At 73.6% G+C, this 11628-nt stretch carries 11 protein-coding genes; 3 read left to right on the forward strand and 8 right to left on the reverse strand.

Annotation, left to right across the window (positions count from 1 at the left end; genetic code table 11):
- Positions 1 to 48: 48 nt before the first annotated feature.
- The 3 genes from AB0D10_RS11470 to AB0D10_RS11480 form a co-directional block, all read right to left on the reverse strand.
- Positions 49 to 906, reverse strand: a complete 858-nt coding sequence (locus AB0D10_RS11470; RefSeq protein WP_360254377.1) for a class I SAM-dependent methyltransferase — start codon at positions 904 to 906, stop codon at positions 49 to 51.
- Between the two features lie 112 nt (positions 907 to 1018).
- On the reverse strand, positions 1019 to 1816 hold the full coding sequence (locus AB0D10_RS11475) for a fused MFS/spermidine synthase (protein ID WP_360254551.1): 798 nt from the start codon (positions 1814 to 1816) through the stop codon (positions 1019 to 1021).
- 62 nt (positions 1817 to 1878) lie between these two features.
- A complete protein-coding gene (locus tag AB0D10_RS11480) occupies positions 1879 to 2850 on the reverse strand; it encodes an alpha/beta hydrolase (protein WP_360254379.1) in 972 nt (323 codons plus the stop codon).
- Positions 2851 to 3164: 314 nt separating this feature from the next.
- On the opposite strand from AB0D10_RS11480, the gene AB0D10_RS11485 reads away from it, so the two are divergent.
- Complete coding sequence (locus tag AB0D10_RS11485; protein WP_360254381.1) at positions 3165 to 4568, forward strand: selenium-binding protein SBP56-related protein; 1404 nt, start codon at positions 3165 to 3167, stop codon at positions 4566 to 4568.
- Positions 4569 to 4593: 25 nt separating this feature from the next.
- Here AB0D10_RS11485 and AB0D10_RS11490 read toward each other — a convergent pair whose 3' ends face one another.
- Positions 4594 to 5856 (reverse strand): globin domain-containing protein, encoded by a 1263-nt coding sequence (locus AB0D10_RS11490; protein WP_360254383.1) that lies wholly within the window; start codon positions 5854 to 5856, stop codon positions 4594 to 4596.
- 94 nt (positions 5857 to 5950) lie between these two features.
- Entirely contained in the window at positions 5951 to 6883 is a 933-nt protein-coding gene (locus AB0D10_RS11495; RefSeq protein WP_360254385.1) for a helix-turn-helix transcriptional regulator, read from the reverse strand.
- 172 nt (positions 6884 to 7055) lie between these two features.
- On the opposite strand from AB0D10_RS11495, the gene AB0D10_RS11500 reads away from it, so the two are divergent.
- Positions 7056 to 8171, forward strand: coding sequence for an NAD(P)-dependent alcohol dehydrogenase (locus AB0D10_RS11500; protein WP_360254387.1), 1116 nt, complete (start codon positions 7056 to 7058; stop codon positions 8169 to 8171).
- A 94-nt stretch (positions 8172 to 8265) separates the two neighbouring features.
- Here AB0D10_RS11500 and AB0D10_RS11505 read toward each other — a convergent pair whose 3' ends face one another.
- The 3 genes from AB0D10_RS11505 to AB0D10_RS11515 all read right to left on the reverse strand — a co-directional run bounded on the left by AB0D10_RS11505 (position 8266) and on the right by AB0D10_RS11515 (position 10413).
- Complete coding sequence (locus AB0D10_RS11505; RefSeq protein WP_360254389.1) at positions 8266 to 8811, reverse strand: DUF6114 domain-containing protein; 546 nt, start codon at positions 8809 to 8811, stop codon at positions 8266 to 8268.
- 2 nt (positions 8812 to 8813) lie between these two features.
- Positions 8814 to 9467, reverse strand: coding sequence for a DUF6230 family protein (locus AB0D10_RS11510; protein WP_360254391.1), 654 nt, complete (start codon positions 9465 to 9467; stop codon positions 8814 to 8816).
- A gap of 139 nt (positions 9468 to 9606) precedes the next feature.
- Positions 9607 to 10413, reverse strand: a complete 807-nt coding sequence (locus tag AB0D10_RS11515; protein ID WP_360254393.1) for a TetR/AcrR family transcriptional regulator — start codon at positions 10411 to 10413, stop codon at positions 9607 to 9609.
- A 470-nt stretch (positions 10414 to 10883) separates the two neighbouring features.
- On the opposite strand from AB0D10_RS11515, the gene AB0D10_RS11520 reads away from it, so the two are divergent.
- Positions 10884 to 11552, forward strand: a complete 669-nt coding sequence (locus AB0D10_RS11520) for a Tat pathway signal sequence domain protein (protein WP_360254395.1) — start codon at positions 10884 to 10886, stop codon at positions 11550 to 11552.
- Positions 11553 to 11628: the final 76 nt, after the last annotated feature.

Consider the following 11628-nt stretch of genomic DNA (forward strand, 5'->3'; position numbering starts at 1 on the left):
CGCTGCGGGCCGCCGTCGCCTGGACCGGCGCGGCGGCCCGCCGTCCGGCTACGGCCGCGCGGGCCGCTCCGCGAAGTCCAGGACGGTGACGGAGGGACGGCGGGTGGCCAGTGGCGGGACGGTCAGCGCGATCGGCAGCAGGGCACCGACGAGCCCGCGTCCGCCGGTCGGCCGGACATCCCGCACCGCCGCCACCGCCGGACCGGCGCTGCGGAGCTTATCCCGCTCACCCGCGTCCATCGCCCACGGCATCGGCGGCGCCTGGTAACCGTGGGCACCCATCCTCCCGTTCCGGGTCAGTCGGCCGAACCAGCGCGGCACGGCGTCCAGCACCAGCGAGCCACCCGGGAACCGCTCCGCGCAGCCTGCGATCAGGGCTCTCGCCCGGGCCGGCGGAAGGTACATCAACAAGCCCTGTGCGCTGACCAGTACCGCACGGTCGCGGTCCACCTCCTCGGCCCACCCCAGTTCGGTGGCGTCCGCGGCCAGGTAGCGCTGGCGCGGGCCGGGCGGCAACAGCTCCCCGCGCAACGCCACCACCTCGGGCAGGTCCACGCTCAGCCAGCGGGCCCGCCCGTTGTCGACCCGCCAGTACTGGGTCTCCAGGCCCTCCCCCAGGCAGACCACGGTGCCGCGCGGCTCCCGGACGAGGAAGTCCGCCACCTCACGGTCGAAGCAGGCCGCGCGCAGCGCCTGGAGCTGGCCGAGCAGCGCGTTCTCGCCGAACCGCTGCGCGAACGGGTAGTCGATCCGGTCCACCAGCTCGACCGCCTTCGGGTCCGCCAGCACGGTGTCCGGCCGCCGCGCCTCCACCGCCCGGTGCCACAGCGTCCACAGCGCCGTCTCCGGCACCGCCGCCAGCTCGGGCCGCTTCGCCGCCCCGGGTCGCTCCGCGCCGCCAGTCATCACTCGCTCCTTCGACGTGCCCGCGCGCGCAGCGCGCTCGGTCGTGAACCCGCCGATTCTGACACCCGCCGGACGGACGTGCCCGGCCCGACGCGCGGGCCCGCGGGCCCGGTCAGCCGACGCTGAACGCGCCGTCCGGCGGGGGCGGGGAGTCGGTGGCGTCCGCGTCCGTGACCGGCGCGGTGCGGCCGGCCAGGGCCGCCAGGTCGTCGCCCGCCACCAGCCGGGCCGGGAAGACGTCGCCCGCGAACAGCCGGGCCAGCTCCGCCTCCGGCAGCGGCGCCGACGAACCGGCCAGCAGCACGTTGCCGTATCGCCGTCCGCGCAGCACCGACGCCTCCGCCACCAGGCAGACATACGGGAACACCGCCCGCACCGTCGCCGCCTGCGCCCGGGCGAACGCCAGCGGCGGGCCGTCCGCCAGGTTGGCCGCGTAGCAGCCGCCCTCGCGCAGCGCGGCCGCGGCGAGGCGGACGAACTCCACCGAGGTCAGGTGCGCCGGGGTGCGCGAGCCGTGGAAGACGTCGGCGACCACCAGGTCCTGCGAGCCCGCCGGGACGTCGGCGAGGGCGGCCCGGGCGTCGCCGACGGTCGCCGAGACGTCCGCGCCGGGCGTGCCACGCCAGGGCAGGTGCTCCTCCACCAGTTCCAGCAGCGGCCCGTCCACCTCCACCACCCGCTGCCGCGAGCCGGGCCGGGTCGCGGCCAGGTAGCGGGGCAGGGTGAGCGCGCCGCCGCCCAGGTGCAGCACGTCCAGCGGGCGGCCGGCCGGGGCGAGCGCGTCGGCGAGGTGGCCGAGGCGCCGGGTGTACTCGAACTCCAGGTGCGTCGGGTCGGCCAGGTCGACGTACGACTGCGGGGTCCCGTCCAGGGTGAGCAGCCAGGCGCCGTCCCGGTCGATGTCCGGCATGAGTTTGGCGAAGCCGAGGTCGGTCCGCCGACCGACCGGCACCGGCTCGTCGTGCTCGGAGGTCACGCGCGGTCCCCGACCGGCCGCACGTCCAGGTAGGCCTCCAACCAGTGGTCCAACTCGGCGAAGACCTGGGTGCGGGCCTTCTCCCCGGACAGCACCAGGTCGTGCATGCCGCCCTCGATCCGCACGATCGTGACGTGCCGGCCGAGCCTCGGCCCCTGCGCGGCGATGTCGTCGGCGCGCAGCACCGCGTCCGCGTGGTGCAGGGCGTTGTGCCACGTGGTGGTGGCGATGGACCTGGTGGACGCCATCAGCAGCACCGGCACGTCGATCCCGAGCCCGTGCCGAAGCCGCCGGTGCCCCTGGTGGATCGCCGACAGCCAGCCCGCGAACAGCGGGAAGCCCTCGGCGGGCTTCAGGGTCAGGTCGAAGTCCCACTCGCCCCGGTGGTCCTTGTGCAGGCTGTGCGTGTAGTGCGGGTTCAGCGTCGACGGCAGCACCCGGGTCGGTGCCAGCCGCCCGATCGCCGTCACGGCCGGCCCACCCAGGGTCCGGACGGCCTGCGAGGTCGGCATCGACAGGAACGGCGAGTTGAGGAACAGCCCGTCCACCAGGCCGCGCCCGGCGCGCCGCCCCGCCCACAGCGCGGCCACCAGCCCGCCGGTGGAGTGCCCGTTCAGCAGCAGCTGCCGGTGCCCGTCCGCCTCGCGGATGATCCGCACCGCCTCGTCGATCTCCTCGTCGTACTCGGCGAGGCTCTGCACGAAGTTCGGCGACTGGTGCGGGCGCAGCGAGCGGCCGTACTTGCGCAGGTCGAGCGCGTAGAACGAGAAGCCGAGCGCGGCGTAGTGCTCGGCCAGGTTGGTCTGGAAGAAGTAGTCGTTGTACCCGTGGATGTAGAGGACGGCCCGCTCCGCCCCGGGGACCATCCGCCGCACGAGGGTCGCGCACACCTCGCCCTCGGCGTCGGGGCGGAGGTCCAGCTCCGCCGCCTCGTAGGGGGCACCCAGGATGTCTTCCCGAAACTCCATCGCCGCCGCACCGATCCTCTGCTCCGCCTGCCGGTCCGGCAGGTGACCACCTGTTCCGGCCATGACGATACCGGCCGGTAGGTGCGCGGCGCTCGGCGGTGGCCGGGTCGCGCCCGGGTCGCGTCGACCGGCCCGTCGGCCGGTCGGGCCCGGCCGCTCGACCGGAGCGGGCCGTGGAGGGCCCTGCCGCGCACGCCGTCGTGCACCGGCGCGGGGTACGCTCCGCGCCTCCCCGCCCCTCCTCGTACGCCTGCTGTGCGCCGGTGGCGATGTGGAACGCTTCCCGCACGGACAAGGCGAGTTGGGGAGTTTGCATGCAGCAGGAGCACCGTGATCCGTCGCTCTACCGGTCGGCGTCCGAGGCGATGGCCGCGCCGCCGGAGAAGCTCGCGTACGTGGCCGGGTTCGACCGGTCAGGCCGGCAGCCGGACGCGCTGCTCACCGTCGACACCGACCCGGCCTCGGCGAGCTACGGGACGGTCCTGAACTTCGCCGAACTCCCGACCCTCGGCGACGAGTTGCACCACTTCGGCTGGAACGCCTGCTCCAGCGCCCTGGCACACGCCTGCCACGAGAACCCGGAACGGCGCTTCCTGCTGCTCCCGGGCCTGCGCTCCTCCCGGTTGCACGTGATGGACACCCGACCGGACCCGGTGCGCCCGCGCCTGGTGAAGACCGTCGAGGCCGCCGAGCTCGCCGCCAAGGCCGGCTACTCGCGCCCGCACACCCTGCACTGCGGCCCGGACGGCGTCTTCCTCTCCTGCCTGGGGGCCGGTGCGGGGGCCGACGGGCCGGGCGGGGTGGCGATCCTCGACCACACCACCTTCGACGTGCTGCGCGCCTGGGAGACCGAGCGCGGACCGCAGAACTTCGCGTACGACGTCTGGTGGCACCTCGGCACCAACGTGGGCGTCACCAGCGAGTGGGGCACCCCGTGGATGGTCGAGGACGGGGTGGTACCGGAGCTGCTGCTGGGCCGCAAGTACGGGCACGCGCTGCACTTCTGGGAGCTGGACTCCGGGCGGCACGTGCAGCGGATCGACCTCGGCGACCAGTACCAGATGGTGCTGGAGCTGCGCCCGGCGCACGACCCGCAGGCGGAGTGGGGGTTCGCCGGGGTGGTGGCGAACGTCGAGGACCTGTCCTCCTCGGTCTGGCTCTGGTACCGGGACGGTCCCGCGTTCACCGCGCGCAAGGTGATCGAGATCCCCGCCGAGCCGGCCAAGGCCGAGGACCTGCCGCCGGCGCTGCAGCCGTTCGGTGCGGTGCCGCCGCTGGTCACCGACATCAACCTGTCGGTGGACGACCGCTGGCTGTACGTGTCGGCGTGGGGGACGGGCGAGTTGTTCCAGTACGACGTCTCGGACCCGTTCCACCCCCGCCTGGCCTCGTCGGTGCGCCTCGGCGGGGTCGTCGCCCGCACCCCGCACCCGGCCGAGCCGGGCCGGCCGCTGAGCGGGGCGCCACAGATGGTGGAGATCAGCCGGGACGGCCGGCGGCTGTACCTGACCAACTCCCTCTACGGCTCCTGGGACGACCAGGTCTACCCGGACGGCATCGAGCCCTGGATCGTCAAGCTGGACGCCGACCCGGAGGCGGGCGGGCTGAGCATCGACGAGCGCTTCTTCCCGCACGGCGCGGACTTCCGGGGACTGCGCGTGCACCAGACCCACCTCGCGGGCGGTGACGCCTCCTCGGACTCCTACTGCTTCCGCTGAATCCCTCCCCGCAGGCCGATTCGGGCTACCGCTGCAGCCCCTGGTCGTACCGGACCTGCCCGAGCGGGAGTCCGGCGGAGACGAGCCGGCCGCGGACGGAGGCGACCATGCCGACCGGGCCGCTGACGCAGGCCAGGTGGCCGCGCCAGTCCCCGGCCGCCGCAACGGCGTCGGCGAGGCGGCCGGCGGTGACCGGCGTGAGGGTCAACCACGGCTTGTGCAGGTCGAGTTCGGCAAGTGCCCGCCAGTCGTAGAGGTCGCCGCGGTCCCGGGCACCGACGAAGAGGTGGACCCGGCGGCCGGGCGGGCGGTGGGCGGCCTGCTGTTCGACGATCGCCTTCATCGGGGCGAGCCCGGTGCCGCCCGCGACCAGCAGCAGGTCGCGGGCGTCGCCGTCGGGCAGCAGGCCGCCGCGCGGCGGGCCGAGGCGCAGCCGGTCGCCGACCGCGGTGTGTTCGACCAGGGCGGCGCTGACCCCGTCGGGGCCGGTGCGGCGGACGTGGAACTCCAGCTCGTTGTCGGCGCGCGGGGCGCAGCCCATCGAGTACTGCCGCCAGGTGTGCGGCAGCGCCGGGTGCTCGACGGTGCCGTACTGTCCGGCCCGGTACGGGTACGGTTCGCCGGTGCGCACCCGCAGCACCGCGAGGTCGGGGCGACGGCGCTCGTGGCCGGTCACCACCGCGTGCCAGTACGGGGGTTCGGTGAGCGCGGAGTCGGCGCCGGCGACCATCGCGCCGACGGCGAAGCGGATCATCCGCACCCAGGCGGCTTCCAGTTCCTCGGTCCAGTGCTCGCCGGCCCGGTACCGGATGGCCTCGCACAGGGCCTCCTCGAAGGCCTCGTAGTGGACCGGTCGGACGCCCAGCTTCCGGTGGTCACGGCCGAGTTGGCGGAGCATCCGGCCCAGTTCGGCGGGGTGGTGGAGGTGGTCGACGAGGTGGCGGAAGATCCGTTCCAGATGGGCCTGCTGGAACTCCATCGAGGCGGGGAAGAGCGGGCGCAGGTACGGGCGGTGGCGGAACATGACCGCGTAGAGGTGGTCGATCAGCTCGGAGAGCGGGGCGATCCGGTCGAGGTCGCGCCGGATCAGGTGCTGGTCGACTGCGCCGTCGTAGCCGCCGTACCCGTGGTCGTCGCCGTCGGCGCCGTACCCGGGGTCGCCGCCCGAGGAGGAGGACGGGGCGAGGAGTCGGCGTCGTAGGCGCATCGCGTGGTGGCGGGCGATCAGCCGGTCGTACTCGGCGGTGGCGGTGCCGGTGGCGAGGTGCGTGCTGCTGCTGTTGTCCATGTCATGCCCAGTCAACTGCGCGGCCGCCGAACGCGAGAAGGGTCGATCGCCCCGAACGGACCCGGGACCATCGACCCCTTGCCAAGCGGGACCGCTACCGGGACTGTTCGGCGGACGGACCGGCAGGCGCACCGGCGGACGAACCGGCACTCGGTCCGGCCGTCCGCTCGGACGGGCCCGCCTGGAACTCGGTTGCCGCCCAACTCGCCAGCAGCCGCAGCGATTCGGCCGAGCCGGAGCCCGGTTCGGCGTGGTAGGCGACGAGCACCTGGTCGGGTTCCCCGGCCGGGCGCAGGGTCTCGTACTGCAGGCTCAGCCCGCCGACCACGGCGTGGTGCAGCCGCTTGGTGCCGTGGCCCTTGTCCTGGATGTTGTGGGTGGCCCACAGACGCCTGAAGTCCTCGCTCTTGACGGAGAGTTCACCGATCAGCGAGGCGAGGTGGGGGTCGTCCGGGTCGCGTCCGGCGTCCAGCCGCAGGATGCCGACGACGTCGCTGGCCTTGCCCTCCCAGTCCTGGTAGAGCTCGCGCGCGGCCGGGTCGAGGAAGACGTGCCAGGCCATGTTGCGCTGCTCGGGCGGCATCGTGGCGAAGTCGCCCAGCAGGGCGGTGCCGAGCCGGTTCCAGGCGATGATGTCCAGGCGCCGGCCGAGCACGTACGCGGGCACGCCCTCCATGGCGTCCAGCAGCTGCTGCAGCGCGGGCCGGACCCGCTGGACCCGGGCGGCGGCCCGGCCGGAGCGGCGGCGGGGCGGCTTGGTGAGCCGGCCGAGGTGCTCGCGCTCGGCGGAGCTGAGCCGCAGGACGCGGGCGATGGCGTCCAGCACGGCGGCGGAGACGTTCTCGCCGTGGCCCTGTTCCAGCCGGGTGTAGTAGGCGGTGCTGACTCCGGCGAGCTGGGCCAGCTCCTCGCGGCGCAGCCCGGGCACCCGGCGCCGGGTCGTGGTGTCCCGCAGGCCCACGTCCTCGGGCCGCAGGCGGGCGCGGCGGGATCGGAGGAACTCGCTGAGTTCGGTGCGCTGGTCCATGCCTGCAGTATGCGGGCGCCGCGGCGCCGCGGGGCGGGCGAGGGTGATACTGCCGTGCGTACGTTCCGTGGTCGTACGTCCGGCCCGCCTACGTCCCGCTCCCCTACGTCCCGGCTTCGTACGTTGATCTCTGGTCTGGTTGGGCCGACCGGCCCGCCGCAGGCTTGGGGGCATGACGAACGAGACGACGAACAGCACGGCCGCCACCACGACGAGCACCACGAGCACCACCGCCGGTACCACCCGCACCGTCGCCGCCTACGCGGCGCAGCAGCCGGACGCCCCGCTGGCGAAGACCACCGTCACCCGCCGGGCCGTGGGCGAGCACGACATCGTGATCGACATCAAGTTCTCCGGCATCTGCCACTCCGACATCCACCAGGTCGGCGAGGACTGGGGCACCGGCATCTTCCCGATGGTCCCGGGCCACGAGATCGCCGGCGTGGTCAGCGAGACCGGCCCCGGCGTGACCCGCTGGAAGGTCGGCGACCGGGTCGGCGTCGGCTGCTTCGTCGACTCCTGCCGCGAGTGCGACAACTGCCGCGCCGGTCTGCAGCAGTACTGCACCGGCAAGGGCGGCGCCGTCTTCACCTACAACGGCACGGGCCGCGACGGCCTGCCGACCTACGGTGGCTACTCCGCGGAGCTGGTCGTGGACGAGGCGTACGCGCTGGGCATCCCCGACAGCCTGCCACTGGACGCCGCCGCCCCGCTGCTGTGCGCGGGCATCACGCTGTACTCGCCGCTCGCGCACTGGGGCGCCGGCCCGGGCAAGAAGGTCGCGATCGTGGGCCTCGGCGGCCTCGGCCACATGGGCGTCAAGCTCGCCCACGCGATGGGCGCGGAGGTCACCGTGCTCAGCCAGTCGCTGCGCAAGCGCGAGGACGGGCTGAAGCTCGGCGCCGACCACTACCGGGCCACCTCCGACCCGGCGACGTTCAGCGAGCTGGCGGGCAGCTTCGACCTGATCGTCAACACCGTCTCCGCCGACCTCGACCTCAGCGCCTACCTGGGCCTGCTGCGGGTCGACGGCACCATGGTGCAGGTCGGCGCGCCGGAGAAGCCGGTGTCGGTGAACGCCCACGCGTTGCTCAGCGGCCGCCGCTCGCTGGCCGGGTCGATGATCGGCGGGCTGCCGCAGACCCAGGAGATGCTGGACTTCTGCGGTGAGCACGGCATCACGGCCGAGATCGAGCTGATCCGGGCCGAGCAGATCAACGAGGCCTACCAGCGGGTGCTGGACGGCGACGTCCGGTTCCGCTTCGTGATCGACGCCTCGACCATCTGACGGGCCGCCCCACGACCGCGAGGTGCCCCCGCACGACCGCGAAGTGCCCCGCGCCCCCGGTGCTCTCCCGTCACCAGGGCGCGGGGCACCCGCGTCACACCGAGGCCGTCTTCGCCGTCCGCCGCTCCTCGCGGCGGTCCAGCCGCCGCTGCCGGCCCCGGCGCAGCGGCTGGTCGGGCAGCCAGCCGAAGGTGAGGCAGGCGCCCACCACCCCGAGCAGCATCCCGATCAGGAAGCCGCCCAGGTTGGAGGTGACCCAGCTGGCCAGTGCGGCCAGCACGGCGAGGATGGAGTAGAACAGCCGCTGCGCCGGGTTGAACAGGATCAGCAGGCCGCACAGCACCATCACCGCCGGCACCAGGTAGCCGGCCAGCCCCTGCATCCCGATGTGCAGGACGACGGGCAGCGGGGCCCGCAGGGTGAACAGGATCTCGGCGCCGCCGAGCAGCACCAGCAGCCCGCCCCAGAACGGTCGCCGGCCCCGCCAGTCGCGCGTGACCGGGCGGGCGGCGGGCGCGGCACCGTCGGCGGTCGCGGCGGCGGTGCCGGGCGCGGTGGCCGTCCCCTCGGCCGCCACCCCCTCGGCCCGCGCCCCGACGCCCCCATCGGTCCCGGCCGGCTCCGGTACGGACTCCGTCATGCTCAGCAGCCCTGGGAGCCGAAGCTCAGCCGCAGGTTGGGCAGTTTGAACCCGACGGCGGTGCTCGCGTAGTTGTGCTGCTTGAGGTGGGTCAGCACGACGGTGTCGGCCTGCTGGCCGAAGACCCCCGGGTTGCCCTTGCCGACCGGGCCGGCCTTGTCGAAGGTGCTGGCGTCGCCGCCGATCTCGATGTTGGTGAACTCCGCGTCGCCGGACAGGAGATCGGAGTCGGTGGTGAGGTTGGAGGCGCTGACGGGGGTGCCGCCGTCGCCCGCGTGGATCACCAGGTTGATGCCGCCGAGGTCGACGCTCTGGCACAGGTTGGTGATCTCGGCACTCTTGATCGCCGACACCGCGACCAGCACCTGGCCGCCGGTGGAGCCCGCGTTGGGGCTGTCGGGGATCATCGAGTCCAGCGAACCGAACTGGGCGAAGCCCTTGCCGTCGAGCTTGTCGGCGGTGATGGTGAACGGCATGCCGGAGATGGAGAACTGCGCGGCGAGCACGCCCTGGGCGGTGAGCGCCATCAGGACGCCCCCGGCGGCGATCGCCGGCACGGCCATCAGGGCGGTGCGCTTGAGCCGTACCCGGCCTCTTCTGGGCCCGACCGGCTGTGGGGTCTCGGCCGCCGCGGCGGCGTCCTCGGACATGGCCATGTGTGCTCCCTGTGGGTGGATTGGGTGGGCAGGCACTGGCACGTTGTCCTGGCGCGGACAGCGTTCCGCGGCCCGAACGGGCCGCCCGCCCCTCGGCAGCGGGGCGGGTCCGGTCGGAGCGCGGTAAGTAACTGGGAAGCTACTGCCCGGTATTGGCCGGGTCAATACGGGTGCACGAAGGATCTTCACCGATCCCGGCCTCGACCCGTTCCGGCGCCTCGGCCAGGCCCAGCCGCTCGGCCGTTCCCGCCACCCCGAGCCGCTCGGCGGCCTCTGCCGGGCCGAGGAACGGCGCCAGGCAGAACATGCTCAACACGGGCAACAGCTCCGGCAGTTGATCGGTGCGGCCGGAGTCGATCCGGCGGTGGATCGCGCTGTACACGCCGCCGACCACGGCGTCCACCAGCTCGTCCACCGTGATGCCGCAAGGGAGTTGGGGTGCCTCGGCGAAGAACGCCCGGAATCTGGTGAGGAGTTGATCGCGCTCACGGCGCCCCTCCGGGCCGACCGCCTCGATCTCGATCACCGCCATGGTCGCGAACGCCGGTGTCCCGGCGAGCAGTTGGAGCATCGCACCGAGCGCCTGCCGGATCCCGTGGCACCAGTCGGATTCGGCCGCGAAAGCCGCCGCCATCCGCCGGAGCACCACCCCGGTGCCGTAGCGGTGCGCGGCCAGGAAGGCGTCCTCCTTGCCGCTGAACAGCTCGTAGAAGACCGGCCTGGTCACGCCCGCCGCCCGGCAGATGTCGCTCACCGTCGCGTGCTGGTAGCCGCGTTCGGCAACGGTCCGGACCAGCCCGTCCAGCAGCCGTTCGCGCTGGGTCGCGGCGACCACGCCCGCGGGCTGCCGGCGCGGGCCCGGCTTGATCGACCGGGCGGGATCGCGGCCGGTCCGCGCGCCCGGCAGCAGGACCACGTCGGCACTCCGGAGGTAGTTCCGTTCCATCACCAACTCCTGTGTCCTGTATTGACATTGACGCAACACCGGGTTTACAACACTGACAGGTTTCCAACCGGTGGACGAGCAGGCCCCCACCGGTCGACCTCCAGGGGCTCCCCCGGTCCGGACGCACCACCCGGTCCACGGGAGCACGGCGGGCGCAGGCCCGCGGCGGTGGCAGCCGCCGACGTGCACCCCCACAGCACCGCACGTCCGCACCGGCCCGGCGCAGCGCCGCCGGGCAGTGCCACTGTGTTCCGCACCGCCGAACCGCCGCACGGCCCGACGGCCCTGCAGCCGAACCGCCTCACGGCCGTACAGCCGAGCCGCACGAGCGGGCCCGTGGCGCCGGGCCCGCCCGCACCGCGGCCCCGCCGGAGCCTCCGGTACGCCATGCACTTCCCCCGCCGTGCACACCACCACACCCGCACGCCGGGATTCCCCCACCCGTCCCCCGGACGGAGAGAGGTACCCTCATGCGCATCCGTCGCACCCTCGCCACCGCCGCCCTCACCGCACTCGCCCTCACCGGTGCGGCCGTGGCACCCGCCGAGGCCGCCACCGCCGTACTGACCACGGGCAGCCCGACCGGCCCGGCCGTCTCCGTCGGCGACGTCCTGACCGCCAACCTGGTCTCCGGCAGCTACGCGACCTTCTACAACAGCGCCACCGGGACGAGCGGCATCAAGTGCGCCGCCTCCTCCTTCTCGGCGACCGTCACCTCCAACCCGGCCGCGCCGGGCAGCGCCGTCGAGCAGCTCAACACCCAGACCTTCGGCTCCTGCACCTCCAACGTCCTCGGCGTCACGAGCGTCAAGAGCATCACCGTCACCAACCTGCCGTTCACCAACACGGTCAGCGACGCCCCCGGCAACCCGGTCAAGCTCACCCCCGGCGCGGCCGGCGCGATGGGCACCACCGTCGTCCTCGGCACCATCCTGGGCAGCATCACCTGCAACTACCAGAACAGCACCGGGATCAACGGCACCACCTCGAACACCGGCAACACGATCGGCTTCTCCGCGCAGCCCTTCACGCTGGTCTCCGGTCCCGGCCTGTGCTTCTCGACGGGCTGGTTCAGCGCCACCTACGGCCCGGTCACCGACACCTCCGTCGCCGGCAGCCCCGCCCTCTACGTCAACTGACGGTCCCCACCGCCCGCTGACGGACAGCCCCACCCCGACCACGGCGGCGTACGGCACCGGCACCACTCCGTACGCC

The organism is Kitasatospora sp. NPDC048545, from assembly GCF_040651155.1.
GTDB lineage: Bacteria > Actinomycetota > Actinomycetes > Streptomycetales > Streptomycetaceae > Kitasatospora.